Origin of the sequence: Pseudomonas helmanticensis (genome assembly GCF_900182985.1) — a bacterium.
GTDB classification, from domain to species: domain Bacteria; phylum Pseudomonadota; class Gammaproteobacteria; order Pseudomonadales; family Pseudomonadaceae; genus Aquipseudomonas; species Aquipseudomonas helmanticensis.
Genome location: NZ_FXUY01000001.1, coordinates 863,239 through 889,659 on the forward strand (window position 1 = coordinate 863,239; position 26,421 = coordinate 889,659).

A 26,421-nucleotide genomic window follows, 5' to 3' on the forward strand; every position below is an offset into this window, starting at 1 on the left:
CCTGTAGGAGTGAGCCTGCTCGCGATAGCGGACTGCCAGCCAACACCATCTCAATCTGACCCACCGCACTCGCGAACAAATTCACTCCCAATTGCCAGCCAAATCCCATAGTCCATTCAAACCAGATTCCGCACCCACGCCACCCAGAGGCACATGGACAATTCACGCACCCCACGGCCCATTCGCGCAGGCATTTTCACTCTCTGCGAATTTGTCATATTCAGTCTCAATTCAGTGCAGATAGTAGGCAGCCCAACGCTTACCGAATGAGGCTGCACTGTGTTTCAACGTCTTGTGTGTTCGCTGTCCGTATTGAGCCTGTCCATCGCCGCCGCCCACGCTGCCGAGTCCGTCCCGCTCGACACGCCGCGCCTGAAAGGCATCGACAACTTCCGTGACGTCGCCGGTATCACCACCGCGTATTCCACGGCCCACGACGGCAGCATGCGCGCCGGAGTGTTCTATCGCTCCAACGCGCTGACCCCGACGGCGTCGGATCTGGCCATCCTCAACGGCCTCGGCATCAAAGCCGTCTACGACCTGCGCACGCCCAGCGAAATCGCCGGCACACCAGACACCATGATCACCGGCGCCACCTGGCAGAACATCGACATCATCGGCAGCACCACCTCCGGCGCGAACATCACCACAACCTCTTTCAAAAGCGCCGCTGAAGCCGTCGCGATGATGGAGCAGACCAACCGTGCCTTCGTCAGCGACGCCGGCATGCGCGGCCAGTTCGGCAAGCTGTTCAACGAACTGGCGACCACCGACGGCGCGCAACTGTTCCACTGCACTGCCGGCAAGGACCGCACCGGCTGGACCGCCGCCGTATTGCAGAGCATCGCCGGCGTCGACAACGCGACCATCATGGCCAACTACCTCGCGACCAACGACTACACCGCCGCCCGCGTCGCCGCCACGTTGAAAGCGATGCCCGCCAGCATGGCGTCCGTCTACGGCCCGTTGCTCGGCGTCCAGGCCAGTTACCTGCAAGCCGGCCTCGACGAAGTCACCGCGCAATACGGCAGCATGGACAGCTACCTCAAACAAGGCCTCGGCCTCTCGCAGGAAACCATCTACGTCCTGCGCGGCAAACTCGTCGAATACAACAGCCTGCCAGGCCAGGCCGGACTGATCGGCAACGCCGCCGCCGGCGCCGAGTTGCTTCGCCAATTGCAGAACACCAACCTGTCCGGCACCTACAGCGCCTACAACTACTACCTGCAATCGGCCATCGACGCCGGCACCCTCGGCGGCGTCGAATCTCAGGTCGGCGGCCAGGTTCACGCCGACGCCGCCAGCTACCTGCTGCGCCAGAACGCGATGATCGAACAAGCCGCCGCACCGTTCGCCAGCGGCAGCGACCTCAAAGTCGGTCAATACCGCCTCTGGACCACCGCGCTCGCCGGCTACCTCGGCACCGACGGCTCATCCCACGCCGACAGCAGCAACGAACACAGCGAAGGCCTGATGGTCGGCATCACCCAACGCTTCAGCGAACAACTCAGCGCACGCGGCGGCTTTGGCTACAGCAAAGGCACTGTTGGCGGCGCGGGTGGCGAAGCCGACACCGACTTCACCTTCCTCAACGTCGGCGCCCGCTACGGCTTCACCAGCCTCGATCAAGGCCTGTTCCTCGACGCCAACGCCAGCGCCGGCTACATCGACTACGACAGCAAACGTGACCTCGGCGGCGGCCTCGGCACCGCCAAAGGCGACACCCACGGCAACCTCACCGGCGCCACCGTCGCCCTCGGCTACCGCGCCCCGGTCAACGGCATGACCTTCGAGCCAAGCCTCGGCGTGCGCGTCAGCCACCTCGACCTCAACGGCTTCAAAGAGAAGGGCAGCGAACTCTCACTCGACGTCGACGACAACAGCGCCACCCGCCGCAGCGCCGTCGCCAACCTCAACGTCGCCTTCGCCCCGGTGGCGATGGGCGCCTGGCAACTGGTGCCGGGCGTACAAGTGGGCTACGAACGCACGTTGGGCGACAACGAAGTCGACAGCCAAAGCCACCTGCTGGGCCTCGACATCGAACAGCGCGCGGCTTTTGATAATCGCGATCAGCTCAGCGGCGGCGTCAACGTCATGGCCAGCCTCGGCGCCCTGAGCCTGGGCGCAGAAGTCGGCGCCAATGGCGGCGGTGACAGCCACGGCTTCAACGGCGGCCTAAAAGCCAGCTACGCCTTCTAAGAAACACACGGGGTCAAGGAAGACCCCAATCCAACAAACACCCCAAAACCCAAATCAAAAACCCCTCACCCTAACCCTCTCCCGAAGGGAGAGGGGACTGACCGAGGCGTCTTGCGTCATGCATCGACCTGAAAGATCGAGGCGATTATGGATTCAAAGCAAGACGCTCAGGTCGGTGTAGATCTTCAATATCCCCGGCTCGGTTCCCTCTCCTTAGGGAGAGGGCTAGGGTGAGGGGAAAGCAGTTACCGCAAAATCAACTGGCCAACTCGGTCAAACGCCTCCGCGCCCACTCCTCGATCAACCGCGCCGGCGTGCCATCCCCACGCTTAGCAACCCATCGGCGCGGTGCGACGTTTAGCTAAATTTTCTCACCACAAGTTACCTAGCACTGTTACCCAATCACCCCCGAGCCCGAAACTCCGCCGGACTCACCCCAAAAGCCCCCTGAAAATACTGACAAAACCGCCCCACATTACTAAACCCAAACCGCAACGCCACCTCCGTCACCGACCCCGAACCCCGCTGTTTCAACACCTCATAAGCCCGCTCCAGCCGCACCTGCCGCTGATACGCCACAATCGACATCCCGACAAACCGCCGAAACCCCTCCTGCAACGCCCGCTGACTGACATTGCTCAACCGCGCCAGATCCACACCGCTCACCAACTGCTCCGGATGCGCCTGAATAAACTCCACCGCCAACTTCACATGCCTTGGCGCAACCATCGCCGTCGGCCGCCGCAACGCCTCGGAAAAGTTATGCGGCCACGCCTCCAGCACCGCATCAATCAACATCTCCCGCAACCGCGACGGCATCAGCGTCCCGCTATTGATCAACAAATCAAACTCGGTGCCGGTAGCCAGATCAATCAACGCCTTGATCCCCTGAAACGCCGCCGAACTCAAATCCACACTCGGCTCAAACACAATCCTTTCCAGAATCGGTTTACCCAACAGCGCCGCCAACCGCTCAGTGAGCTGATGCCGATTGATCGACATCCCGTGATGCGCGTGGCCATCAAAAAACCGCATCGAACGGATGTCAGCCTTATCAATCGCCAAACCAACTTGCGTCACACCCACCGATTCAGTCGCATGGTTAAAAACAATCTTGCCCGCCGTAGGAATAACAAACGTGATCTCATCCTGCGGATCGGGAAAGGCAACCGTGAAATCCCCGCGATAATGCATCCGCCGAAAACTCACACCCTCATGCCGCCCATAAACCCCACCAATGATGATGTTCGCCGGCAGCGGCGGATTGTCCGCATAGCGATTACCAAACAACTTCGAAAAAAGTGCACCGAAGTCGTCCGAACGAAGATTGTCGGAGCGCAGAATGATTTGCTGGCGAACAGGAGACGGAAACACCTTGGCGGCACCTTCGGTTGGGGGCTCTAGGACAGGGGTGTGGGGCAGGGCGCCGAGAAGACTAGCAGAGGAAATATGACGCGTTTGTGACAGCCTGAAACATGCCGTAACAGCGCCGCGCCACGTTTAAGCAAAGGACACTCGGCAGGCCATTGCCGACATGGCAACCTGCTCGCCACTGTACTCAGCGAGCAAACAAGGGCCCCGCGCCAAGCCCCAGGCCCTGTTTGACCCGCCCTGAAAGTCCTGAAGATCATTGGAGCGGCAATGCAAGCCAACACGCAAACACTCCCCATCACCCTGACCCCGGAACTCGACTTCGACCAAAACGCCGCCAGCGCTTTCGGCGAATCGCTGACCCACGAGTACACCCAGGCCACGCCATTCCCGCACATCGTCATCGACAACTTCCTGCAAGCGGACGTCATCGCCAGCATCCGCGAACACTTCCCGGTCGAACCGACCAACAACGAACAAATCTACGAACGCGGCTACAAAGGCCAACTCAAACGCCAGATCAGCCCCAACGCCTGCAGCCCGTACCTGAAGAACGTGTTCAACACCTTCAACTCCGCACCGATGCTGGAATTCCTCGAAAAACTCACCGGCATCCAAGGGCTGATTCCAGACCCTTATTTCGCGGGTGGCGGCTTACACGAAACCAAAACCGGCGGCTTCCTCGGCGTGCACTCGGATTTTCGGCTGAACAAAAAGCTCAACGTTGAGCGTCGGTTGAACGTGATCATTTACCTGACCGAGGACTGGCAGGAAGCGTACGGCGGCAACCTGGAGCTTTGGGATGTGGGCATGAAGAAATGCCTGAAGAAGGTGCTGCCGATTTATAACCGCTGTGTGATTTTCAATACGGACAAGGACAGCAACCATGGGCATCCGGAGCCGTTGACTACGCCGGAAGGCATCACTCGGCGGTCGATTGCGCTTTATTACTACACGGCGAGTGGGGTGGGTGGGGAGCCGGGGCAGAGGAATAAAACGCACTATAAGCCGCGGCCGAAGGATCGGTGGAGCGTCAAGTACTACGTGAATAAATTGTTGAAGAAAAAGCAGTGAGGGATTATTTTCGTTCGATGAAGTAGATGATTCTTTATACGTCGACTCGTATTGGGAGTTGGGAGGGCGGAACAGTTGGGGCAGGTACTCATCTTGGTAGCCCTATTGTAATGCGAAAAATAACGTTTTTGAAATTAGCCCGGTAAGGATTTATATGTGGCCGTACTAGTTATGTTTCGGCGGGTTAGTCCACAAAGAACTCACCTGTTGATGCTTTTCCCTGGATTTTTCCATCGAAATGCTCAGTCATGGTAGAAGAGAATATTTGCGCGACCGTATCAGCGTTAAATTTTTCATCGTGCTGGAATAGTACGGCGTCATGCATTGGTACTTTTATTTGAATGTTGGCTTCGTTTCTGAGGTTCAAAAGTGACTTTTTAAATATGAGGGATGCGGTGCCTTGTACTATTTGGCTCACGGAAGATCTCTTCTCTTGCTCTGATAAAGGCCCGATAATTTCTCGTCTCATATGGTTTCCTAAGGAGGTTTTGACATAGCCCTGTTGTTGAAATTCTGAATGTATAGTGACTTTCCATTTTTCAAAAATGCAAAATTTGTTAAAGAAATCCTTGGCTGCTTGCCTGTTTGCACCATAGTTTGATGCTGCGTCGTAAAGGCTTTGTTTTCGCATTCCATAAGCGTATGAGAGAAATAGTCTTTTTGCCTCCTTTCGATTGGCTTTGTTACCGAACAGTTCCTCTGCGACGGTTTCGTAAAGATCGCCGCTGGCATAAAGTCTCAGGATTTCGCTATCGCCGGATAGTACTCCCATTATTCCTGCCTCATATTGATCAAAGTCGACATAGGAAAATAGCTTTCCTTCATCTGGTAAGAGTATGTTTCTATGTTGTTTTGCTAGATTTTGTAATGATGGGTCTTTGAAGTATATTCGAGATGTGACTGAGCCGAAAACATCTGTAATCGGATAGATTCTTCTCTGGCTTAAGGGTATTAAATTGAGTACTTTTCTTGATTTTGCAATTTTCATGAGTTGTAAAAGATCTATAGCAAAATCGTCCTGCATAGGTACAAATTTCAAAACGTACTCCACATTTACTCCGGAAAAATCATAACCTTTTGGTTCTAGGTAGTTGATGATTTCAGTGTCTGTGGGTGTTTCTAATGGTAGATTGTATTTTGCAGAGAAGGCTTTAAGAGCCATATAGTATTCAAATTCAATGTTTTTCTTGTGCAGGCGAAGTTTGTCTTCGTTTATTGCGATGCCTTTGGCTGCTGATTTTATTAATTGCTCTGTTATTGGTCGCTCTATCTTGATAAATCGATCCCATTCATCAAGTTGTTTTGCTGAAGTTTCTATCTCTTCTGACAGTGTTAGCAAAGCTTGACCTACTGTAGCGAGGATACTTTCATCTATAGCGCATTTTCGGTGGAAAATGGCAAGGTACTTTTTGATTGTGTCTGCCTCAACCAGTTCTTTTAAAGACTGAGCTACGTCAATTTTTTCTTTTAGTTCTCTGTCGGTCTTTTGGCCAGATGTTGAGATTCGGAGTTCTTCGATGTCAGTAATGATTTTTGGTAATTGCTGGGTTGCTTCATATATTGCAGGTGCTATTAGCCAATAGTCATGGCAAATGATCTCTGCACTATCCGCGACGAGTTTTTCGGCTGATACCTCTTCAATCTGGGTTGCATCCCATAGATAGAATAAATCATTGCCCTGCTCAGTGTAGTCGTGGATGAAAAGTAGTGCTTTTTTATTGTTACTCATAAGGACTTATTTCCTCGTAGATGCTTAGTGCACTGGCAGGTTCTCTATCAATTAACGGGATTCCGTTATCGAAGTAAGGTTTGGCGCGTAAGCCAGTCCACATAAGTTTTGTGCCGATTTTTGGTACTAATTCGGCGACATCCTCTTTGGAGAATTCACTAATGGCGAGAAGAAAGTTTCTTTGATGGTAGAAAGGCCAATCATCGCGGAACTCTTGAATAAGTGGGCGAAGATGATCAGTCTCATCGATGCAGCGTAAATAGATGAATATGGCAGAGCATTCGGAGTGAAGTACGTTTTCTGTAATTTTTCTTTTGGCAAAGTTTATGGCTTCACTGTTTTTGTATTTTGCTCTTGCGAGTAGTAGCCATAAGTGAAAATTTTGCCAGGAGTAAATAGAGCGGTCGTGATCTTGGAGGTAATTAGATATTTTTTCAAGTTCGTCTGGAGATGGTTTTAATGCCCATAATATTCGGCAGTACTGGTCTGTGGAGGCTGCATGGTCTTCTAAGGTTTCAATAAGTAAGTGCTTGAGATCTATGGCTATGTCTGTTTGTATGTCGAATAAGTTGGCTTCCGTAAGTTGGATTAGTCGATTGATGGCGAAACGGAACTGTCGGGATTGAGATTGTTTTTCTGTAATGCATTCGCGAAGTAGTTGGTGAATATATTTCGCGGATCTAGCTATAACTCTTCTGCTTCTAGATCGCCACATACTGTCAATTGTTTGGCTGCGGTCGTCTGTTGTTGGAAAGCTTTCGCTAATTTCTTGGGTAGGGCTATTGTTTGTCAGGATGTTGGTTTTTGCAGAGTTGATGTTCATTCCGACCTTTCGGAGCTGATTGATCAATTCAGTTAGCGCGATTTTAGCTGCTTGTGGGGAATTGCATATGATTCTAATGTCGTCAACGTATCTGTAGTAATCGTACTTGAGAGCTACCATGGTTTGATCAACAGAGTTCAATACAACATTAGCAATAAATGACGACGCATCTCGATTCTGTGGTAGACCATGTTTTTCATTAAACCCCCAGCGACACAAGAGTTCACAGAGTGTATTTATTGAGTTTCGTATCATTAGTTTTTTTGGTCCGCTTGCCGCTATTTTGTCTATGCTCTCCTCAAAGGCTGATCTTATTGAATCAATTGATATGTTTTCAAAGTAATTTATGAGATCTGTTACTAATAGCGCTTGGTTGTTTTGAATCGCGGTTTTGGTCACGCCTTCGAAAGTGGTCCAAAGTTCTATGCGGCTTTTGAATATGTATCGCTCAGACGTTCTGTTTTTATTGTATCTGTGCCCAAGTACTCTGTGTGATAGCAATGGGTCGTAATATGGAATAAGAAATGAGCAGATTGCTTGGTAAATAAATCTATCATAAAAGTCTGTTTCGAGAGAGTATCTTAACCCAATGCTTTTTTTGGGGATGTCGTAGACTGTCCTCATAGCTCCTTGATATTTTCCGTTACCATCCAATATTAAGCTCTGAAGATTTTCGTGCAAATATTTTTTGTTTTCTATTAAATCTCGATGCTGGAGAACATCGAAAAACCAATCATCTCTCATGTCTTGAGTTAAATGTTGCAGTACTGCATCTATGTCTATGTCAAATGCTAGTAGATCGATGGCCTTTTTGGGAGTGTCTTCTTTTAGAATGCCATAAGCGAGGCATGTTTCTATAAAATGGTGAAGTTTTTTTTTGACTTTTTTTGTTTTTAAGGTTGGGTCGTTATTTTTAATCAGATCTATAATTGAATTTAGGTCGTGCTTTACTTTTTCCGCTTTTGAAAGTACTTCGGGATCTAAGTGAGGTCGGATTTTTTGTGCTTCGCTTCCAAGTTCTTCCGACATATCTAAAATCCTTTAGCGGTTATCTGGGTTGTTTTTTAGATAAATAACACTGATATTGATTTTGGGGTTGAATTACAAAGAGCGCGCAGCGTCAAAAATCCCCTTAAGACTCTAGCACTTCTTTCAATGTGTGCCATGTTGGGGGCGTGTGGCGCATGGTGGTGCGCTGATGAGACGGGCCATACTATTTTGCAGGAAAGCGCCGTAATCGCCATGGTGTTTCCATCGCTTAAACGTAACCCCGCATAGACGTTTAAATTACACAAATCGTTACGCCACAAAGGCTACAACGCCTTGCGCCGTTGCCTACGCCTACTACAGAATCCCCCGGCATACGCGCTATAGGGGCGGGCTATATCGTTGCCCGGTCACTGCAAAACAGTGATCGGGTTTGGTAGCCCGCTTCTTGATAGCCGTATGACGACACCTTATGCAGTCTCGATTTTGAGGCTCAGCTTTTATGGTGGCCATGCGTGGGGCTCATTCGTGAGCGCCGGGGTTTGCTATCTTGACCGGTCTACCAACCCACGCATGGCCGCCACCCATCGTTTGGTAGCGAGAGTGACGGCTCTTTATTTCTTATAAGGTAGCGAGTCCTCTATGTTCAAACCAACGCCAAACCCACCGGACACCGATCCGATCCCGTACGACCCAACCCTCGAACCTCAAAAGATAAAAGAGGCGACCGACCGCGCCATCAACTTCTATCTCAACCCCGGCTCACTGAAACTCTCAATCCCTTCCCGCAAAACCAGCAAGATCTTCCTCATCGATCCCGCCGTGGACGAAGAAACTCTACTCCTCGAAGCCTGCGAGTCGTTGGCCGCCGCCAGTGACATGGCACGTGACATGAGCGATGTCGTCGACAACTCACAACGACGAACCCTGCTGATGCTGCATCAGGTGATCATGCTGAGTGAGCTGATGGTGAATCGAGTCCTGGATGGACGCCGCTTGCCGCACTAGTTGCGGCTTGATGCACGGTTGCACCGCGAACGCCGTGTAGGAGCTGCCGTAGGCTGCGATCTTTTGATTTTGATTGTTGAAGAGCAGATCAAAAGATCGCAGCCTGCGGCAGCTCCTACAGGGGGCATTTTGCGGTGGTTATTTCTTTTAAAGTGCCTTGATGGGTGCTTGCTGGAGTTTCAGTTGATGTTTGAAACCACTAATAGTCCGCCGGGGACAGATCCGGCGTCGCCGTATGAATCATTCGATTCGAAGAAGCTTCACGCGGCGGCAGAGCGGGCGCTCGATCATTATCTTGCGCCTGAGAAGATCATGGCGACGCCGTATAGCCCCAGCACTTTGTTCATGGTCAATCCGCAATCCGACACTGAAACCTTGCTGGTCAATGCCTGTGAGTCGTTGGCCTCGGCGACGGTGATGCTCGGTGATTTTGCCGGGATGCTGGAAGGGCCGAATCGCAATACGCTGTTGGGGATTGCGCAGGTGGTGATGTTGGGGGAGTTGGCGGTGAACAAGGCGTTGGATAACGTCGAGTTGAAGGCGCCGGTCTAGCGTTTGTGCCTGGCTGATTCGGAATAAACGGCCAGGGTGCAAGCTCCCTGGCCGCACAATCACTGCGCCGCTACCAACGTCACCAACGGCTTCGGCGCATCCAGCGTGCTCTGAAACACCGGCACGTATTCATCTTTCATCATTTTCCCCTCCAACGCCCGCTGGTGTTTCGACAAGCTGCCGATCTGGCTATCGGTGATGGCGTAGGTCGCGGCGCTTAAGCCCCGGTCTTACTGACACACCGCATCCGCCACCCGATAACCATCGACCATCGGTGCTTTGCTCACGTCCAGTTCGATGCGGCAGCTCTGTTCGGCTTTTTCGCCCCATTTCATTTGGTAGACCTTGCCTTCACCCACGGACAGCAACACTTGACCGGCCTGGCCGACGACGCCGGCGCTGGCGCCTTTTTCGTTGGTGATGGGGGTGCCGAACGGCGGTTGTTTGCCGTCCTTGAGGCGCACGTTGAGCAGGGCTTTTTCCGAGCGGCTGGCGGCGAAGCTCGCTTTGACCACGGCGCCGCGACGGGGCACGACGTTGGTCACGCCTTCTTCGATGTCGATGTTGTTGTCCAGTTCGCCAGTGTCGAGGGCCACGCGGTTTTTGCGGTACGGCGTGACGTACGGCACGAGGGCGTAGCCCTTGGCGTTGGTCAGGGTGCCGGGGGCGTTGAGGACGCCGACGTCCGGGGTGTCTTTGACTTCGACCAGGGCCACGGTTTCGCCGAGGGTCTGGCCGAATTCGAGGCCATCGCTGTGGCCGAGCACGGAGCCTGCGGCGCTTACCGAGGTCTGGCGGTAGCCGCTGCCGACGCTGACGCCCGCGCCGAGTTGGGCGAACGGTGCGCGGTAGCCGATCAGGGCCGAGCCGTTGTTGCCGCCGTTGTCGGAGCGGTTGGCGTTGACGTTGTAGTTGAGGTTGCCGTCGCGCCCGCTCAGGCCGGCGCGCTGGTCGAGGCTGCCGTCGTTGTTGCGGGTGACGGTGTAGGTCCCGGTGCTGCGCGTCTGGCCGATGGGCATCGACACGGTGAACACCACTTGGTTGTTCTGGCCGAAGTTGTCGGTCAGGGTTTTGCTCGCGTAGATGCCGTAGGTCACGCCCTTGTGTTGGGTGTTGAAGCCCAATTGCATCTGTTTGTCTTCGCGCGAGCTGCCCCAGTAGTTCTGTTTGCTCATGTTCAGGTAGAACGAGCCGTAGCTGTCGAGCGCCTGGTTGATGCTGGCTTCGACTTTGCTGCGCTTGGAGAACGTGTTGAATTCGTTCGGTTCCTGCAGGCTCACCGCTTCATCAAAGTCGCGATAGCCTTCGGTGGAATAGCGATAGCCGGCGAAGCGGACCGAGGTGCCGGTCTCGAAAGCCTTGCCGTAACGCGCGCCAAAACTCTGGCCTTTTTCTTTGCCAGCCGCGACCCCGGAGCCACTCGGCACGTCGGTTTGCGCTTGGGTCACGTCCAGCGACACGGCGCCGAGACTGCCGAGGCTTTTGCCCACGCCGACGACGCCGGCGCGATAGAAGTCGGCGCCCAACAGGCCGCCATACAACGTCAGGTCGAACGGCAAACCGTACGCCAGTGACGCCTGGGCGAAGAGCGGACGCTGGCCGCCGTCGACGGCGTTGTACTCACCGGCGGTGGCGCTGTAACGCCAGGTTTTTTCCCGCAGCATGTTGGCCAGCGTGGCGTACGGCTGGGTGAAACGCCGTTCGCGGCCGTCGGCTTCGGTGATGATCACTTCGAGGTCGCCACTGCCCGACGCCGCGTTGAGGTCGTCGATTTCGAACGCACCGGGCGCCACGTACGTGGTGTACAGCGAGTAGCCGTTCTGGCGCACTTCGACCTTGGCCTGGGTTTCGGCGATGCCGCGAATGATCGGCGCATAACCCTGCATCGAGTCCGGCAGCATGCCCATGTCCGACGCCACTTGGGCGCCGCGAAACGGAATGCTGTCGAACACGTCGCCGGGGGTGAAGCTTTCGCCGAGGGTCAGGGTGCCCTTGATCGCGGTCAGGTCGCGCTGCGCGTAGGTGTTGCTGCGCTGCCAGTCCTGCTGGCCGTCTTCGTCCTGACGGAACGAGGAGCTGGAGCGAAAACGCCAGTCGCCGAGGTTGAATCCGCCGTTGGCGTAGAGGTTGTATTGCGTGCCGCTGCCCCGCGCATCGGACTGCGTATTGGCCGCCGAAAACTGATAGTTGAGCATCGCCGCGTTGATCCCGCGATCCCATTCTTCGGGGGCGACATAACCGGCGGCGTCGCGGCGCAGGGCGATCTGCGGCACGCTGATGTCGAGGGCCAGACGCCCGGCGTCGAAGCTCACCGAGGCGCCTTCGATCAGTTCGGCAAGGTCGATGCACGCGGGGAATGTTTCGCCCGGGGTCAGGAACGCCTCGACCTTGACCCCCAGTTCCTTGAGAAACGCTTCGGACAGACAGGCGCGCACTTCAGCGCTTTTGGCGTCCTTGGCGAAGGTCATGTCGCGGCGGTCGAAAAAGCTCTGGTTCAGGCGGATTACCACCGGATAGGTGCCAGGGCCGATGCTGCCGCTGTTGGCGATGGCGTCCAGATCGAGGTTGGGCCCGGCGCTGGCGCCGCCGAAGGGCTGCATGAAGCTGGCATCAAACTTCGCCGGTTCGTCCGCGCTTGCCGAACTGCCCATCAGCGCCGCGAGAATGGCGACCGACAGATGCAATGGAACAAAAGGCGCGGACTGACGATGACGGTTCAGGGCTTCGATTCGCATGACAATACTCAACACTCGGCCGTCACGCGGCATCGGCAGCGTGCAGGCAGGTTCGCAAGGAAAGGGGTGGCGGTGTTACGGGGCGCTGCTCAGCTCGACTTTTTTCGGCTCGCTGTAACCGCCGTAGTCGTTGATCGCGGAGAACACCACCGCGCCGCTGCGGCCGCTGAAACCCGGCAGCGCATAACGCTGGCTGCTCATTGGCGCGACCATTTTCGGTTCATTGACTTCAACCACTTGCTCACCGGCCTCGACTTTCACGCCGATAAAGGACACGTGAAACGCTGTCGGGTTGTTGACCACCAGCACCGGTTTGCCTTGTTCCTGTTGCAGGCTCCAGCGCAGTTGCGGCGGTGCCTCCATCGCGTTGCCCTTGAGGGTGGGCGGGCGATAGAAGACTTTGATCCGCGTGCGCATGGCGATTTTCAGGGTGTTGGCGTCGGCCTTGCCGGCCAGCGGAATTTCCTGGGCGTTGAAATAGAAAACCGATTCGCGGTCTTGCGGCAGATCGCCGGGGACTTTCTGAATACGCACCATTTGCTCTTTGCGCGGATCGAGGCGAAACAGCGGTGGGGTGGCCACGAACGGCGTGGCAGTGGTGTTGTCGTCGGCCTCGGTGTTGATCCAGGCTTGCACCGCGTAAGGCTCGGGCGTGGTGTTGCTGACCGTGATCGAGGCATCGCGTTTGTTGCCGTCGTACACGATGCGCGTGCCGCCGAGCATCACACCGGCCTGGCTGAAACTGCTGAGCAATGTTGCGCTCAGCAATACGGCCAATACCGATGCGGTTTTGAAGGGGGAAATTGCTGGGTTCATTGCGTTCATCCTCTTGTCGGCACGGCCACAAAAAACCGTGGCAAAGGGAAGGGCCTCCGGCGGCGCCAATCGCCGCCGGAGGCTGACCGGACTTATTGGTAGTCGACGGTAAACGCGGCTTTGGCGTTGGCCGGACCGGAAGTGGCGGCGCCGGTGGCGACGTAGTTGGCGGTGAAGCGCAGCGGCTGGGTCAGGTCCAGATAAGGCGAGGATTCCAGGCCCAGTTGCACGTCTTTACCGGACGCATCCTTGATCTGCACGGCGACGTTGGTGGCCACGCCGGCTTCCGGCAGCAGGCCGATCCACTGGCCGCTGGAACCGGCGTTGCCGCTCAGCGAAAGGAACTTGACCACGGCTTTCTTGCCGGTGACGTTGCAGCCCGGTGCGGTGGTGTCGATGGTCAGGGTGAACGCGCCGCCACCCGCCACTGCGCCGGCCGTGGCGAGGGAGGTGGCCGGCACACTGCCGAGGCCGACGTCGCCGGCACCGGCCGAACCGTTGAGGTCGGACACCACGACCGGGCAGGTGTTGTCGGTCACGCTGCCGACAAAGTTGATTTCACCGTCGGCGGCCATTGCGGCTTGCGAAGCAGCTGCCAGAACCAGGGCCAGGGACAAACCTTTGAGCGCAAAATTTTTCATGATCACTTCCAGATATTGAGTAAATGTCCTTGAGCCCGAAGGCCCTGAGACGGATCGACGTCGCCATCCCGTCTGGGGCAGAGCGTGGCGTCTGAGGCTCATTATCGGGATGCCGATCAGGGCGCTATGTAGGGAAAATCCCTTTGCTTGTAGGAAAATTCCCAGCGCTTGCTTCCGCTAAATCAGCACCGCCATAAAAAACGCTCCCCTTTGGCACCGCGCGGAATCGGCGATGGCAAAGGGGAGCGTGGGAAACTGAAACGGTTTTTTTGGCAGCGGGGCTCAGCGATAAGTCACGGTGAAACTCGCGTGGCCATTGGCGGTGCCGGGTTGCGGCGTCTGGCCATCGCCGGTCTGGATATAACGGGCCTTTAGCGGCACTGAAGTCACGCCGTTGACGATGCGATTCAGGCGCACGGGCTGACCCAGATTCATCGGCGTGCCGTTGTCCTGCAACACCTGGATCGCCACGCCTTGAGCGGTCGAATCGCTCGACAGGCTCAAGACACCGTTGGCCGCGTCGAGGATGGTCGACGTCTTGTCGGCATCGATCTGAATATTGGCGAAGTTGCCGTTGAAGTAGCCGTTGGTGTTCGACGGGTAGTTGTTGCCGGCGATGCACGCGTTGAGGGTAATGGCGAACGGCTGGGCCTGCGTGGTGGAGTTTTTGCCGTTGAATACGCGTTTTTCCCAGGTGCCCATCGGCACGTTGATTTGATTGCCCGGTGCGGCCGGCAAAGAGCAACCGGCCAGGGTTACGGTCGCGGTGAAGGTCAGGTCGAACATTGGACCCATGTCCGAAGTGCCAGTGGCGACCAGTTGATTGATGGTATGGGTGCCGGGCGCGATTTCACCGGTCTTGATTAGCGCGTAACGCATCATCGCCTGGTTCATGTTCGCCTGGCTGGCGGCGGTGCGATTCATGTTGAAGGGAATGAAGCGGTTGGGATTACCCGGCGGCGGAATCCATGCGGCAGCAAAACCAGTCATATAGATGGCCAGGCCGATGCCGGGCACATTGGTCTGCAGCAAGGCATTGGCCGGCACATCCAGCACGTCCACCGGAATGTTTACCGCCACTGGACCGATCAGTGTCGTGTTGTAGGTGGCCGTGCCATAACAAAGCAAGGTGTCACCGAAATTCAGCTGTCGCATGGTGCCGTTGGCGTTCAACGTGGTGCCGATCGGTACGTCTCTCGGTGCGAACACCGCACCACCGGTGAGCGTCAACTGCTTGACCGTATTGTTGCCCGTCGCCCAGGTGCAAGCCGCCATCGCCGGCGCCGCCATCAGCATCAACGCCGACGCGCCAAGCCCGCCCAGCATCCGTGATCCGATCTTCATTGCATGTGCCCTCCCGAAAAGAAAACGGCCATTCAATGCAGGCTGACTGCATCTGGACGTTGTTGGCGTCGGCCAACGAAGGGCTGAATTATCAGGATCACAAGGGTCGCATCGAATAGCCGGCTTCCCGCTGGCTTGTAGGAAATTTCCCAGAGGTTTCGGCAGCAGCGAGATTCAAGGCCAATCCGAGTCGTGATACCCGGAAGCAGGCTGCGATCCTTGATACCCATCATTCGCGGCCAAGGCCGGAACAGCGGTTGCCATGCATGAGCGGACAGCTCACAGTTCTGAATGACAAAGCGCTCGGGTTTGCCGTCTCTCATGACACCGTCAAACAGCGCGAGCACGATGGCGCACGCCTGATCTGCGGTCAGTTTGGCGTTGCGCTCACTCATGCTTAGCCAAAACCAAACAATGAACGCAGCCAGCCTGCCGACTTCCGCTCATAGAAGGCCACGGTTTGTTTGAGGAAGTAATCGCTCAGGCCGGTTTCACCTTCGCTGACGCGGTACAGATCAACAGGCTCGCCATCCGGCGCGGTGTCCCCGGCGACGTTACCGGCTTCGCGCATGACCAATTCAATGTCGCCGTCCGCTTCGATACCGATGATCAGGTGAGGCTTTTGATCCGTCGAGGCATCGTGCATCAAGGCCAGAAACGCACGTTTTACGTTGCGATGTTTGGCGAGCAGTTGCGTGAGCGAGTTGATCATCTGCGTCGGGTATTGCGAAGGCTGGCCGAGCAGCACTTGCGTGTCTTTTTCGACGGTGCGTTGTGTCGGCTTTTGGCCGATCGCATCGGAGAGCAGGTTGCGCACTTCTTCCGGGTAAAACTCTTTGCCATACGGCGACTTTGGGTTGAGGAACAGTTGCGCGCCCAAGGTGATTTCAAACAGCGCTTTGGCCGGGATTTCGATGTAGGACTCTTCGCTGTCGATGGACTTTTGCAGGGTTTGCAGTGAAGAGAAAAACGGGATGACCGGGGACCCGTCGGGTTTTTGCCAATGGGCGATGCTGATGTTGCTGCCCGCCTCAAGGTGGGCCGGGCCTTCGCCGGTGCCAGTGGTGCCGAGCACGTAGATGGTCGAGCTCAGCAGGGCTTTGAAAAACTCGGGTCGGTGCGCGGGCTCGTCTGCCGCCAGGCGCAGTGAGTGTTCGAGGGCGTTTTCTTCCTGGGTATTGGTGATGTCCATCGATCGTTCCATAAAAACAGACAGTAAGTGAATGGCGCAGAGCAGGTCAGTCGCTGCTGCACCCTAGCAGAATCCAGCGCTTGCCTTGAGCGTGTACGTCGGGAACGGCAGTCGAATAAAGCGCAAACGGGTTAAACCTTGGAACCGGGATTGTTTTTGATTGGCGGCAGGGTCAAGTGGCAAGCGAAACAAGCGTGTCGAGGATGTTGATGGGCACGTAGAGCAGAGTAATGGTCGCATAGGCTTTGCGCGAGCGCGCCACAAATGCGCAGATCGGCAAGGCAATCATGATCACGTCGAGCAGGCCCCACAGTGCGAGCGGGTTGGCCTGGAACAGCGTGACATTGACGATCAACCCGAGGCACAGGTAGGTCGACAGCGACAGCAAGGCGTAACGGCCATCCTGTTCGAAGTAGACACGCAAACCGTGCTGTTCGTCCTCGCTGCGGCTGGGCAGCAACAGGGCGGCTGTGACGAACAGCGAGAGCGTCAGCATCACCAGCAGTAGAAATTCAACGAAGCTGAAGGTTTGTTTGACCGACGACAATGCATTGACCGCCCACCAAAATTCCAACTGTGTGGTGAACAATATCACTGCCCAAACCAGCGCAACCCAATCCGGCGCCGCCAAACGGCGGATACGGAATACCGTTAATACACCGAGCAGCAGACGAGTGACGGAGAGCCCGAGGATCATCGAGAGAACGGTGGCGACGATTGGGAAGTTGTTCATCCGGCCTTCCGTGAACGCTGAAAGGGTGCCTTGGGCAGACTAGGTGGGGCCGGGAGGGCCGTCAAACACGACGGTGCGGTTGGGTTGGCAGAATACGGCCGCAAATCCTGCTGCGCTGAGGTAACGGTTGGCTGGAGCTAATGGGGAGTCGAGTTATGTTGAGGTGGTTGCGTAGCGCTCAAGGTTTTGCTCAGCATTGAACGCGTTTTGAGGTTCAATCCTTCGAAAGCGCTTGATGAAAAAGGCGCCATCGACCAATACCGCTGTGGGCATGTTTTCTTCCTGATAACAAAACGCCCAAGGGTTAGGCGCGTCCTGGATGGGTAGGACGGCGTACTGCCTTGGGCGGGATGGGAGCAGATTAGGTGCGGTCGATAGAGGCGTCAACCACTCCTTTTCAGTTTGATCAAGCTTTGTATAGGACCTTGCTTGCCCAACGCTTTCGCTGATGGGCAGTGACGGGGAAACGATAAAACTGAAAGGGAAAGCAGGCAAGCCAGCCAAGTCTGTAAGATTTGTAGGCAAAAGCGCGCTGTGTTGTAGCCTTGATGCGGCGGTACCAAGGTGTCCGCTTCGAGTTTGCATGCTCGCCCGTTTCAGGTAGCAGGCATCGCCATCGTTTTCATGGGCGATGGTGGTGTTGGTGGGCGTCAGGTTTGTGATTGCTGGCCCGCGCGCAGGCATGGTTTCAAGTCCGGAATGTGCGAGGCCGGGCGACCTGCAGTGGCGGGGCGCTGACGAACTCGAATTGGCCGCTGCCGCAAACCGATCGGGTAGGATGCTCGCATACTGGAATAAGCCCTCTCGACCAAGGACGCGACTTTTATGGAAACCCTCTTTTCTCAAGTCAGCGAGCGTTTGCACGATCGTCGATTCGCGGTAGCGGATAACACGCAGGGCCTGTCGGGTAGCGGCACAGTGTTTCATTACTGTGTTGAAGGTTTGGGGATTTCGAGCAGTTATCAGGGTGGTCGGATTCGCGTGGGTCATCAGGTGGGACGTGTGACGGGGCCGGACACGATTGAGCTGTTGTTTCATTGCCTGACGACTGAGGACGAGATTTTGTCTGGTTGGTCGCGTGGCGTTGTTGGTGTGGATGAGGCGGGGCGGACTACTTTGAGTTTTGTGTGGGGATGGTTGTCGGGGGCTAGCGGGGGCGGGGAGTCGAGTTATGTTGAGGTCGTTGCGTGAACAGAAGAGAGGCATTTGATGAGTAGATTGTCAGCACTGATCGCGCAAGCGAGTGCCGGACTTTCCGTGCAGCAAAGTATTTCGGATGAGAAATGGGTGGCCATTGCGCAGCAATGCGGGGACGAAGAAGTCGCTGAAATACGTGATCGAATTGACGCGCTGAAGGCTGAATTGCTGACCGTTGAGGATTGGGACGGCGATACTCAGGATGAGATTCATCTGGCGATTGCTCACTTCACCAGGATGCTGAAGCTTGCGTCTGATTCTGTCTAGCGGTTGGCTGGGCGGACGCCTTCGCTGGCAAGCCAGCTTGTATGCTGGGACTTGAAGGGAGGAGGAGGGACAAAGCCAGATTCTGACTGTTGACGCAGTACAGATCCGTGGGAGATTTCGCCCCTCCTCCTTTCACCCAAGCGCCGATAAAGAATGCATCTGGCCAGGACCGACGATAGGAACAAGCCTGCGCCCCTGGGTGAGCCCCTTCAAGTGTTCAAAACCATATCTCGGGGGATGTTCAATGGCAATGCCGGTTTCTGTCGTAAAGCCTATTGTGGGCGTGGATGTTGCCAAGAATGAACTGGTCATCTATCAGGCCGAGCTGGATCTGCTCGAGACTATTTCCAATGACAAGACAGCCATCAAAAAATGGCTGAAAGCCTTGCCTGCACCTGTTGATTTGGCTATCGAATCGACCAACATCTATCACCTGGCGTTCGCCGATCTGGCCCATGAAGCCGGGTGCACGATTTACATGGTCGATGGCTACGCGTTGAGTCATTACCGAATAGGGGTGAAAGTTCGCGCCAAAACCGATGCGCTGGACGCCAAGCTGCTCGCTCGTTATCTAAAAAACGAATACGAAGAGCTTCATCCTTGGATCCCGCCATCGCCTTTATATCGCCGCCTTCTGAGCCTTTTCCGCCGTCGTGCAGCGCTGGTTCAGGCACGGGTTGGTCTGGTGCAAAGCTGGGCGAATGAACCGCTGCTCAAAAGCGCGTTTGCTGAGCAAGTGGCCTCAATGCAGAGGCTCGAAACATTGGTCGAGAAGATGATCAACGATCAATTAAAAGAGGCTGGGCTGCTCGCAGATCTGAAGCGCTGCACAAAAGTTGAAGGTATTGGTTTTTTGACCGGAGCCCGTTTGATCGCAACATTTCAGCGGGGCGACTTCAAAAACGCGGATGCATTTATTGCGTTTTTGGGGATGGATTTGCGCGTGTCGCAGTCAGGACAAAAGGACGGTCGCCGGAGCCTGACCAAACGCGGAGACCCAGAGGCCCGGCGACTGCTCCATAACGCAGCCATGTCGGCCAGCCGTACACCGGCTTGGAAAAGCTTCTACGAGGAGCAAAGAAACCGTGGGTTCAGTACGACACAGGCGCTGGTGATATTGGCTCGCAAGCTTGCGCGAGTGGTATTCGCGCTGCTGAAGGGGCAAAGCGAATACCAGCCGAAGGGAGGTTGAGGGCTTCCCCTCAACCATAGAATCTCCCACAGTGTCCGCTGCGTGCTTAAAGCCTGGGCAAAAACGCAAACCCCCTGTAGGAGTGAGCCTGCTCGCGATAGCGTCCGTCCAGCCAACCTCTTTTTTGACTGTCCCACCGCTATCGCGAGCAGGCTCACTCCTACAGGGATTTGGGTTGGTTCGGGGTTTGTGGTTCGGCGCAAAAAAGTTTGGGATGTGGGTTAAGGGGGGGTTGCAGGAGTTGGCTGAGGGTTTGCAGTTCGCCTTTTTCTACGTCGGAGACGAGGACGTAGCGCATGTGGTTGGTTTGCCACGAGACAACGTTGAAGCCGCGGATTGATTGGGCTTGCTGCGGTTTGTCAGCGTCAGGGGTCGGCAGGATGAAGACGTTGATGATGTGTTTGGCGTGGCCGTAGCTGAGCGCTGCGGCGGTTTGGTGCTGCAGGTAGTCGAGGCGGCCGCCCAGCAGCGGGAAACCTTGCGCGGCGTAGTCGAACACTGGCGGCGAGAAGTCGAGTTTGCCGGTGAACCACGGTTTGACGGTGTGGCGGTCGGAGGAAACGACGTCGTTGAGGTGTTCGCCCATCAGCGAGCGCACGTGGCTGGCCACGGCTTCGTCCATCAACGGTTGTTCGCTGCCCGGCGTCGCGACGTAAAGCATCACCGCCAACGCTAACGCCGTCGCGGAAAAAGCTGGGGCGAACCATTTGCGCCAGCGTTCCATCAAGCCAATCGGCGGCGCTTCAGGTGCAAAGAGACTGGCGGCCAACGATGCCGGCGCCGGGTAATACGCGGCATGGCGCTTCACGCTGACCTTTAGCGCTTTCACCTCCTCACACACCTGCGCGCATTGCGCACAAGCAGCCAAATGCGCCGCCACCTCCGCAGCCAACGCGGGCTCAAGCTCCTGATCCACATAACCCTGCAACCGCACCCGGCACACCGGGCAATCAAGTTCATTCATGATCGTGCAACTTCAGTAATTCAACTTTGAGCATCGCGCGGGCCCGGGCCAGGCGCGACATGACGGTGCCGATCGGGATGTCGGCGACCAAAGCGATGTCTTTGTAGGGCAGGTCTTCGAGTTCTTTGAGCACGATCACCTCGCGATACGCTGGCGGCAGGGCGCTGAGGGCTTGCTGGAGCAGGGCGGCGTTTTCGCTGTGAATGGCCAGCAGTTCCGGGCTCTGGCTGTGGCTGAGCGCGCCTTCGTGTTCGCCGATGTCGTCGTCAATCGGCACCCAATGCCGGCCGGCCGAGGCTTTGAGCCAGGTGTAGCTTTCGTTGCGCACGATGGTCAGGAACCACGCTTTGGCGTTGCCATCGGCGAAACGCTGCAAAAACCTGAAAGCGCGCAAGGCGCTTTCCTGCACGACGTCGCGCGCGGCGCTGTCGTTGCCGGTCAGCCAGCGCGCGAGGTTGTAGGCGGCGTCCAGATGGGGCGCGATCAGTTCCTCAAATTGCTTCATGGTTGGTTCCGCACCGTCACTCCTCTATAACCGTGCTGCGTGGGCGTTTATTCCCGCGAAATTATTTATTTTTTTGTGCGGAATAAACCGCCGCCGCGCTTGGTTTCCCTCGTGTCAGCTACCTCACTGTAGTTCGCCCGCGAGGACACACCGATGGACATGCATACAAAATCTCAACGCCGCACCGACAGCTTGCTCAACCCGGACCGACGCGCGCTGCTCAAGTGCTCGGCGTGGGTCGGGGCCGGCGTTATCTGGGCTTTGCACGGCGGCATTCCGAAAGCCTTCGCGCTGGATGCGGCGGGCAACGTCAGCGATCCCAAGGCGTTTGCCAGCACTTTTCATTTCGTGCAGATCAGCGATTCGCACATCGGCTTCAACAAGGAAGCCAATCCTGAACCGGTGAAGACCTTGCAGGTGGCGATCGACAAAGTGATCGCACTGCCGAAACGGCCATCGCTGATCCTCCACACCGGCGACATCACCCACCTGTCCAAAGCCGAGGAGTTCGACACGGCGGCGCAGTTGCTCAAGGCGCTGCCGGCCACCGTGCATTACGTCCCCGGCGAGCACGACACCCTCGATGCGGGCGGCGGTGCGCTGTATCTGCAACGCTACGGCAAGGGCACCAAAGGCAACGGCTGGTACAGCTTCGATGACCACGGTGTGCATTTCATTGCGTTGGTGAATGTCTTCAACTTCCAGGCCGGGCGCGAGGCCAATCTCGGCGCCGATCAACTCGCCTGGCTGGCCGATGACTTGCGCGCGGTGTCCAGCAGCACGCCGATCGTGGTGTTCACGCACATTCCGCTGTGGACGATCTATCAGCCGTGGGGCTGGGGCACCGAGGACGGCGATCAGGCGATCGCGATGCTGCGCAAATACGGTTCGGTGACGGTGCTGAACGGGCACATTCATCAGGTGATTCAGAAGGTCGAAGGCAACATCACTTTCCACACCGCCCGTGGCACGGCGTACCCGCAGCCGGCACCGGGCGCGGCACCTTCGCCGGGGCCGATGACCGTGGCGGCGGATCAGTTGCGCAATTATCTGGGGCTGACCGATGTGCGCGCCACACAGGGTGATCACCCGTTGGCGCTGATCGATTCGACATTGGTTTAAGGGGAGGGCGCAACGATGAAAACGCGATTTGCGGCGCTGCTCTGCCTGATGATGTCAACGCCGACATGGGCGCAGGATGTGAAGATCGACATCAAGGAATTCATGTTCGGCCCCAAGGATCTGACCGTGGCCGTGGGCACCAAGGTGACGTGGGTGAACGACGATCAGATCCCGCACACCGTGGCGGAAACCCACAAGGTGTTTCGCTCGGGGGCGCTGGACACCGATGACAGTTTTTCCTGGGTGTTCGATACGCCGGGGGAGTTTGAGTATTTCTGTGCGTTGCATCCGCAGATGATCGGCAAGATTATCGTGACGCAGTGACCCCTGATTTTCATGCCAGTCAGGGTTCACGAAGTTTGCTCAGTTGCCGATATAGAGCGATAACAAATAATTTCGGGATTCATTGATGGCTGATTTGTCATGGAAGCAAACTCTTTCAATTTCACTTCTCACTGCTGCTATTACCCTGGGAGGTACGACCTACCAGCAGGCACATCAAGATCAAAGAGCGGACAAGGTAAGTTTTCTCGACGGTGCACAGACCACTGCACAGGAAACCAGTCGTCTTATGGATAACGGATACAACGCCCTAGCCAAGTTGTTGAAAGGGATGGATCAGAAGGGTTGGGAAGATTTTTCCAAAGGGCCGCTGGATGAATATATGGAGTTTCGCCGAGGGTGGCGCCAGCAGTTGATCGCTGAGCACTTCAAGCTTTCCAGATACTTCGGTAAGGATATGGCAAACGAACTTATTAATATCGATGAGATCGACATTCGGCCTACGGACAATCGATCCTCGTCCAATCCATGCTCGCGCCCTACAAAGTACCAACACTCTGATATCGAAAAGCTGGCCGCAGAGATCGAGTGCCATGCCCGTTTTATGACAGTCAAGCAAGATGCAGTCAATGGCCGATTGGACGCCCAGCAAACGGATGAACTCGTTGAAGCGCTCAATTCAAAAATGGACTTGATGAATGAAACGAAAAACCTGCTTCGGAAATACGATAAAGCTTCGGTCTCCTACTTGAGGAAACTGGACACCCGTTTGACAACGCTAGGCGTCTCGACCGTGACGGCCCTATAAGAAGCCGCCCCCCCCTGTAGGAGCTGCCGAAGGCTGCGATCTTTTGATCTTGATATTGATCTTGAAAAACAAGATCAAAAGATCGCAGCCTGCGGCAGCTCCTACACGTTACGGTCGAGCTCGAGACTTTGACTCAGGATCTTGTCACCACGCCAAAATCTTCTGCAGATCATCCCGCTATCTGTTCGCGGGCTATGTGCGACAGCAGAGCTGCGTCGAGCAGTTGATGCATCTGCACCGCATCGGCAAAGGTACCGGCGCTGTGGGTGCCGTTTTTGATGTCGTCGGCATAAGCGGCATACAGATACGCCAGTTCCAGCACCGCCGACGGCAGCTCGGTGGATTTCAGCGGGTCGTAACCCTCTGGCACTGGCAGCACTTGCAGCGGCAGGTTGTCGCCGTGGGCGCCTTCGATCACGTAGTCGTCACCGATGTCGCCGAACGCTGAGCGGTTGCTGATGCGCAGGTCTCCGGCGTCACCGGTGATATCGATCTGCACGCCGGAGCCGTTGCGCTTGCCGCCTTCGATGTGTACCGACAATACGGCGTTTTCACCGAGCATACCGCTGAGTACCAGTTGATCGGGAGCTTCGCTTTCGAGCTCTTCGCCGGTTTCGCGGATGGTCACCAGCGGAAACTGGTTGACCAGTAAACCGCTGACCTGATGTGGCCAACCGGTGGCGGTCAACAGCATGTCGAGAAAGTGCCCGGCGTAGATCGCGATGACGCTGGAGAAGTTTTCTGCCGGCGCCGTCCAGCGCAGGGCGTTGGGGCGCAGGGCCTGGAAGTAATTCATGCTGACGTGCATGCGCACCGAGCGAGGCTTGCCGACGTAGCCGCTTTGCAGCAGGTCGCGCAGGTAACGATTGTGCGGCGCCAGGCGTCGCTGCAAGCCGACGATGGTGCGCACCCCGGCAGCTTCGGCGAGGCGAAGCAGCTCTTGCGAGGTTGCTGTGCTCGGCGTCAGCGGCCATTCGCAATAGACGTCTTTCTTCGCGGCGATGGCGGCGCGCACCGCCACTTCATGTTGCGGCGCGGTGGTCAGTACGACCACCAGATCGACTTCCGGATGGTTGACCAACTCTTCCAGCGAACCGACGACATGGCGGATGCCGTACTGAGCGGCAGCCTCGCTCGCGGCCGCTTCGCGCTGGGAATAGATCGCGCGGATTTCATACTGTGGCAGCAGTTGCAGAACCCGTACGTGGCCATGCTTGGCCCAGTTGCCGATACCGACCAGACCGACGCGGATACGGGGCGTCGTGGGGGTTGAAGTGTTCATCGCATACCTCGAAAAAGCCGTGATTGGCAGGCAGCGATTGTGCTGAGCGGTGCCCGGCGGAAAAAGGGTGTGGCGTTCGTCACTCTGCGGACTGCGCCGGGGTGAATCGGCAGGCTCGGCGGAACTGCGACTGCGGACAGCGGCGGCACAAGTGAGTGGAAAGCCAGGCTCTTTTTCCGCCGGCGACGCACGCGGATCCTTGGCGCCAGTACCGCAGAGGTCACTGGCTCTAACGTTGGCGCCTGCGGTGTTCCATTCATTTCTGGAGTGATCCCATGTCTTTTCCAACGACTGACTGTGCAGACGCCGACGTGTCTGCTGCCGCCGACTCGGCGCAACCGCTCAATGCGTGGCTGGCGGTGTTTGCCGTGGCCATCAGCGCTATCGTTTTCTGTACCACCGAATTCCTCCCGATTGGTTTGCTGCGCTATATCAGCGCCGGCATGAACGTCAGCGAGGGCACTGCTGGGTTGCTGGTGACTGCGCCCGGTTTGCTCGCCGCACTGGCCGCGCCGTTGTTGGCGATTGGCGTTGGCCGGATCGATCGGCGTTATGTGTTGCTGAGCTTGGCGGCGTTGCTGGTGGTCGCCAATCTGCTGTCGATGCTGGCGAGCAGTTTTGCGGTTTTGCTGATCGGCCGGGTGCTGTTTGGTATCGGCCTAGGGGGGTTCTGGGCGGTGGGCGCGGGCATTGGCAGTCGTCTGGTGCAGGAAGGGTCGGTGGCACGCGCCACGTCGATCATCTTTGCCGGGGTCTCGATTGGTATGTTGCTCGGCGGGTCTGCCGGGGCGTTGATCGGTGAGATGTTCGGTGTGACGGGCGCGTTCGCTTTGGCGCTGGGGTTGTCGGTGCTGAGCTTTGTTGCGCAAGCGTTGTGGCTGCCGAAGTTGCCGGTTGAGCGCGCCATGCCGGCGCGGGATCTGCTCGGTATCGTGCTGACGGGCAACGGTCGTGTCGGTTTGTTGGTGATGTTTTTGGCGCTGTGCGGGCAGTTTGCTGCGTACACCTACGTCACGCCATTTTTGGCCCAGCAGGCGCACTTTGACGCGGCGTCGATCTCGGCGATTTTGTTTGCTTATACGTTGGTGGGGTTGGGCGGCAATTTTATCGTTGGTGGCTTGCAGCGCTTCAGCGTGAAAACGCTGCTAGCGGCAACGATTGGCCTGTTGTTTGGCGCGTTGGGAATGCTGGCGTGGTGGGCGACGTCGCCGGCGTGGGTGCTGCTGTTGATGGCGGTGTGGGGCTTGGCGTACGGCGCGTTGCCGTTGGTGTTGCAGATCTGGATGGCCAAGGCTGCACCGGATGCCCAAGAGGGTGGGATGGCGTTGTTTGTCGCCAACTTTCAGATCTCGATTGCGCTGGGATCATTGGGCGGCGGGTTGTTGGTGGATGGGTTAGGCGTGAGTCAGGCCCTGGGGTATTGCGTGGTCGCCGGTATTGCCGCGTTGCTAGTGTTAGCGGTTAGCACCCGCAAGACCTGAATGTCCACCACCCAATGTAGGAGCTGCCGCAGGCTACGATCTTTTGATCTTGCCTTTGACTCTACAAAAACAGATCAAAAGATCGCAGCCTGCGGCAGCTCCTACAGGGGGTGGGGG

At 56.5% G+C, this 26,421-nt stretch carries 25 protein-coding genes; 11 read left to right on the plus strand and 14 right to left on the minus strand.

Annotated elements, in window-relative coordinates; genetic code table 11:
• Nucleotides 1-279: 279 nt before the first annotated feature.
• Entirely contained in the window at nt 280-2,199 is a 1,920-nt protein-coding gene (locus QOL84_RS04050) for a tyrosine-protein phosphatase (RefSeq protein WP_283436274.1), read from the plus strand.
• 402 nt (nt 2,200-2,601) lie between these two features.
• Here the strand turns inward: QOL84_RS04050 and QOL84_RS04055 are convergent, their stop codons facing one another.
• The gene (locus QOL84_RS04055) at nt 2,602-3,573 is read right to left on the minus strand and encodes an AraC family transcriptional regulator (protein WP_283436275.1); all 972 of its coding nucleotides are present in this window, start codon (nt 3,571-3,573) and stop codon (nt 2,602-2,604) included.
• A 267-nt stretch (nt 3,574-3,840) separates the two neighbouring features.
• Here QOL84_RS04055 and QOL84_RS04060 point away from each other — a divergent pair, with 267 nt between their 5' ends.
• Nucleotides 3,841-4,644, plus strand: a complete 804-nt coding sequence (locus QOL84_RS04060) for a 2OG-Fe(II) oxygenase (protein ID WP_283436276.1) — start codon at nt 3,841-3,843, stop codon at nt 4,642-4,644.
• 184 nt (nt 4,645-4,828) lie between these two features.
• Here QOL84_RS04060 and QOL84_RS04065 read toward each other — a convergent pair whose 3' ends face one another.
• Nucleotides 4,829-6,373, minus strand: a complete 1,545-nt coding sequence (locus tag QOL84_RS04065) for a DNA polymerase (protein ID WP_283436277.1) — start codon at nt 6,371-6,373, stop codon at nt 4,829-4,831.
• Nucleotides 6,366-8,225, minus strand: a complete 1,860-nt coding sequence (locus QOL84_RS04070; protein ID WP_283436278.1) for an RNA-directed DNA polymerase — start codon at nt 8,223-8,225, stop codon at nt 6,366-6,368. The genes QOL84_RS04065 and QOL84_RS04070 overlap by 8 nt, the downstream gene beginning before the upstream one ends.
• Nucleotides 8,226-8,825: 600 nt before the next feature.
• On the opposite strand from QOL84_RS04070, the gene QOL84_RS04075 reads away from it, so the two are divergent.
• Both QOL84_RS04075 and QOL84_RS04080 read left to right on the plus strand, forming a co-directional pair.
• Nucleotides 8,826-9,191, plus strand: a complete 366-nt coding sequence (locus QOL84_RS04075; RefSeq protein ID WP_283436279.1) for a DUF6124 family protein — start codon at nt 8,826-8,828, stop codon at nt 9,189-9,191.
• A gap of 186 nt (nt 9,192-9,377) precedes the next feature.
• A complete protein-coding gene (locus QOL84_RS04080) occupies nt 9,378-9,743 on the plus strand; it encodes a DUF6124 family protein (RefSeq protein ID WP_283436280.1) in 366 nt (121 codons plus the stop codon).
• A 230-nt stretch (nt 9,744-9,973) separates the two neighbouring features.
• On the opposite strand, the gene QOL84_RS04085 is transcribed toward QOL84_RS04080, so the two are convergent.
• The 8 genes from QOL84_RS04085 to QOL84_RS04120 all read right to left on the minus strand — a co-directional run bounded on the left by QOL84_RS04085 (nt 9,974) and on the right by QOL84_RS04120 (nt 17,888).
• The gene (locus QOL84_RS04085) at nt 9,974-12,478 is read right to left on the minus strand and encodes a fimbria/pilus outer membrane usher protein (protein WP_283436281.1); all 2,505 of its coding nucleotides are present in this window, start codon (nt 12,476-12,478) and stop codon (nt 9,974-9,976) included.
• 75 nt (nt 12,479-12,553) lie between these two features.
• On the minus strand, nt 12,554-13,294 hold the full coding sequence (locus tag QOL84_RS04090) for a fimbrial biogenesis chaperone (RefSeq protein WP_283436282.1): 741 nt from the start codon (nt 13,292-13,294) through the stop codon (nt 12,554-12,556).
• 92 nt (nt 13,295-13,386) lie between these two features.
• On the minus strand, nt 13,387-13,935 hold the full coding sequence (locus tag QOL84_RS04095; protein WP_093433268.1) for a fimbrial protein: 549 nt from the start codon (nt 13,933-13,935) through the stop codon (nt 13,387-13,389).
• Between the two features lie 282 nt (nt 13,936-14,217).
• A complete protein-coding gene (locus tag QOL84_RS04100; RefSeq protein WP_283436283.1) occupies nt 14,218-15,279 on the minus strand; it encodes a fimbrial protein in 1,062 nt (353 codons plus the stop codon).
• Between the two features lie 32 nt (nt 15,280-15,311).
• Entirely contained in the window at nt 15,312-15,674 is a 363-nt protein-coding gene (locus QOL84_RS04105) for a hypothetical protein (protein WP_283436284.1), read from the minus strand.
• A gap of 2 nt (nt 15,675-15,676) precedes the next feature.
• Nucleotides 15,677-16,471 (minus strand): enhanced serine sensitivity protein SseB, encoded by a 795-nt coding sequence (sseB, locus tag QOL84_RS04110; RefSeq protein ID WP_283436285.1) that lies wholly within the window; start codon nt 16,469-16,471, stop codon nt 15,677-15,679.
• 172 nt (nt 16,472-16,643) lie between these two features.
• Nucleotides 16,644-17,204 (minus strand): hypothetical protein, encoded by a 561-nt coding sequence (locus tag QOL84_RS04115; RefSeq protein WP_283436286.1) that lies wholly within the window; start codon nt 17,202-17,204, stop codon nt 16,644-16,646.
• A gap of 153 nt (nt 17,205-17,357) precedes the next feature.
• Entirely contained in the window at nt 17,358-17,888 is a 531-nt protein-coding gene (locus QOL84_RS04120) for a hypothetical protein (RefSeq protein WP_283436287.1), read from the minus strand.
• A gap of 141 nt (nt 17,889-18,029) precedes the next feature.
• Here QOL84_RS04120 and QOL84_RS04125 point away from each other — a divergent pair, with 141 nt between their 5' ends.
• The 3 genes from QOL84_RS04125 to QOL84_RS04135 all read left to right on the plus strand — a co-directional run bounded on the left by QOL84_RS04125 (nt 18,030) and on the right by QOL84_RS04135 (nt 19,860).
• Entirely contained in the window at nt 18,030-18,395 is a 366-nt protein-coding gene (locus QOL84_RS04125; protein WP_283436288.1) for an avidin-fold protein, read from the plus strand.
• A gap of 18 nt (nt 18,396-18,413) precedes the next feature.
• Nucleotides 18,414-18,668 carry a hypothetical protein gene (locus QOL84_RS04130; protein ID WP_283436289.1) on the plus strand — a complete coding sequence of 85 codons (255 nt, stop codon included), beginning with the start codon at nt 18,414-18,416 and terminating at the stop codon, nt 18,666-18,668.
• 244 nt (nt 18,669-18,912) lie between these two features.
• On the plus strand, nt 18,913-19,860 hold the full coding sequence (locus QOL84_RS04135) for a transposase (protein WP_129388636.1): 948 nt from the start codon (nt 18,913-18,915) through the stop codon (nt 19,858-19,860).
• Between the two features lie 160 nt (nt 19,861-20,020).
• Here the strand turns inward: QOL84_RS04135 and QOL84_RS04140 are convergent, their stop codons facing one another.
• Both QOL84_RS04140 and QOL84_RS04145 read right to left on the minus strand, forming a co-directional pair.
• Complete coding sequence (locus tag QOL84_RS04140) at nt 20,021-20,824, minus strand: anti-sigma factor family protein (RefSeq protein WP_283436290.1); 804 nt, start codon at nt 20,822-20,824, stop codon at nt 20,021-20,023.
• Nucleotides 20,817-21,329 carry a sigma-70 family RNA polymerase sigma factor gene (locus QOL84_RS04145; RefSeq protein WP_283436291.1) on the minus strand — a complete coding sequence of 171 codons (513 nt, stop codon included), beginning with the start codon at nt 21,327-21,329 and terminating at the stop codon, nt 20,817-20,819. Before QOL84_RS04145 ends, QOL84_RS04140 begins: the two co-directional genes overlap by 8 nt.
• A gap of 153 nt (nt 21,330-21,482) precedes the next feature.
• On the opposite strand from QOL84_RS04145, the gene QOL84_RS04150 reads away from it, so the two are divergent.
• From QOL84_RS04150 to QOL84_RS04160, 3 genes are all read left to right on the plus strand, one after another.
• Nucleotides 21,483-22,451: a metallophosphoesterase family protein gene (locus QOL84_RS04150; RefSeq protein ID WP_283436292.1), complete on the plus strand. Its 969-nt coding sequence runs from the start codon at nt 21,483-21,485 to the stop codon at nt 22,449-22,451.
• A gap of 15 nt (nt 22,452-22,466) precedes the next feature.
• Nucleotides 22,467-22,775: a cupredoxin domain-containing protein gene (locus QOL84_RS04155; protein WP_283436293.1), complete on the plus strand. Its 309-nt coding sequence runs from the start codon at nt 22,467-22,469 to the stop codon at nt 22,773-22,775.
• An 85-nt stretch (nt 22,776-22,860) separates the two neighbouring features.
• Nucleotides 22,861-23,541: a hypothetical protein gene (locus QOL84_RS04160; protein ID WP_283436294.1), complete on the plus strand. Its 681-nt coding sequence runs from the start codon at nt 22,861-22,863 to the stop codon at nt 23,539-23,541.
• A 169-nt stretch (nt 23,542-23,710) separates the two neighbouring features.
• Here the strand turns inward: QOL84_RS04160 and QOL84_RS04165 are convergent, their stop codons facing one another.
• Nucleotides 23,711-24,823, minus strand: a complete 1,113-nt coding sequence (locus tag QOL84_RS04165; protein ID WP_283436295.1) for a Gfo/Idh/MocA family protein — start codon at nt 24,821-24,823, stop codon at nt 23,711-23,713.
• A 275-nt stretch (nt 24,824-25,098) separates the two neighbouring features.
• Here QOL84_RS04165 and QOL84_RS04170 point away from each other — a divergent pair, with 275 nt between their 5' ends.
• On the plus strand, nt 25,099-26,304 hold the full coding sequence (locus QOL84_RS04170; RefSeq protein WP_283436296.1) for an MFS transporter: 1,206 nt from the start codon (nt 25,099-25,101) through the stop codon (nt 26,302-26,304).
• Nucleotides 26,305-26,421: the final 117 nt, after the last annotated feature.

Excerpts from the sequence above, each read along its gene's own strand:
- QOL84_RS04115 (WP_283436286.1), bottom strand. The coding sequence starts at position 17,204 with ATGAACAACTTCCCAATCGTCGCCACCGTTCTCTCGATGATCCTCGGG.
- QOL84_RS04145 (WP_283436291.1), bottom strand. The coding sequence starts at position 21,329 with ATGAAGCAATTTGAGGAACTGATCGCGCCCCATCTGGACGCCGCCTAC.
- QOL84_RS04070 (WP_283436278.1), bottom strand. The coding sequence starts at position 8,225 with ATGTCGGAAGAACTTGGAAGCGAAGCACAAAAAATCCGACCTCACTTA.
- QOL84_RS04085 (WP_283436281.1), bottom strand. The coding sequence starts at position 12,478 with ATGCGAATCGAAGCCCTGAACCGTCATCGTCAGTCCGCGCCTTTTGTT.
- QOL84_RS04150 (WP_283436292.1), top strand. The coding sequence starts at position 21,483 with ATGGACATGCATACAAAATCTCAACGCCGCACCGACAGCTTGCTCAAC.
- QOL84_RS04135 (WP_129388636.1), top strand. The coding sequence starts at position 18,913 with ATGGCAATGCCGGTTTCTGTCGTAAAGCCTATTGTGGGCGTGGATGTT.
- QOL84_RS04065 (WP_283436277.1), bottom strand. The coding sequence starts at position 6,373 with ATGAGTAACAATAAAAAAGCACTACTTTTCATCCACGACTACACTGAG.
- QOL84_RS04095 (WP_093433268.1), bottom strand. The coding sequence starts at position 13,935 with ATGAAAAATTTTGCGCTCAAAGGTTTGTCCCTGGCCCTGGTTCTGGCA.
- QOL84_RS04075 (WP_283436279.1), top strand. The coding sequence starts at position 8,826 with ATGTTCAAACCAACGCCAAACCCACCGGACACCGATCCGATCCCGTAC.
- QOL84_RS04125 (WP_283436288.1), top strand. The coding sequence starts at position 18,030 with ATGGAAACCCTCTTTTCTCAAGTCAGCGAGCGTTTGCACGATCGTCGA.
- QOL84_RS04105 (WP_283436284.1), bottom strand. The coding sequence starts at position 15,674 with ATGAGTGAGCGCAACGCCAAACTGACCGCAGATCAGGCGTGCGCCATC.
- QOL84_RS04170 (WP_283436296.1), top strand. The coding sequence starts at position 25,099 with ATGTCTTTTCCAACGACTGACTGTGCAGACGCCGACGTGTCTGCTGCC.
- QOL84_RS04160 (WP_283436294.1), top strand. The coding sequence starts at position 22,861 with ATGGCTGATTTGTCATGGAAGCAAACTCTTTCAATTTCACTTCTCACT.
- QOL84_RS04155 (WP_283436293.1), top strand. The coding sequence starts at position 22,467 with ATGAAAACGCGATTTGCGGCGCTGCTCTGCCTGATGATGTCAACGCCG.
- QOL84_RS04140 (WP_283436290.1), bottom strand. The coding sequence starts at position 20,824 with ATGAATGAACTTGATTGCCCGGTGTGCCGGGTGCGGTTGCAGGGTTAT.
- QOL84_RS04060 (WP_283436276.1), top strand. The coding sequence starts at position 3,841 with ATGCAAGCCAACACGCAAACACTCCCCATCACCCTGACCCCGGAACTC.
- QOL84_RS04090 (WP_283436282.1), bottom strand. The coding sequence starts at position 13,294 with ATGAACCCAGCAATTTCCCCCTTCAAAACCGCATCGGTATTGGCCGTA.
- sseB (WP_283436285.1), bottom strand. The coding sequence starts at position 16,471 with ATGGACATCACCAATACCCAGGAAGAAAACGCCCTCGAACACTCACTG.
- QOL84_RS04100 (WP_283436283.1), bottom strand. The coding sequence starts at position 15,279 with ATGAAGATCGGATCACGGATGCTGGGCGGGCTTGGCGCGTCGGCGTTG.
- QOL84_RS04120 (WP_283436287.1), bottom strand. The coding sequence starts at position 17,888 with ATGCCTGCGCGCGGGCCAGCAATCACAAACCTGACGCCCACCAACACC.
- QOL84_RS04080 (WP_283436280.1), top strand. The coding sequence starts at position 9,378 with ATGTTTGAAACCACTAATAGTCCGCCGGGGACAGATCCGGCGTCGCCG.
- QOL84_RS04165 (WP_283436295.1), bottom strand. The coding sequence starts at position 24,823 with ATGAACACTTCAACCCCCACGACGCCCCGTATCCGCGTCGGTCTGGTC.
- QOL84_RS04130 (WP_283436289.1), top strand. The coding sequence starts at position 18,414 with ATGAGTAGATTGTCAGCACTGATCGCGCAAGCGAGTGCCGGACTTTCC.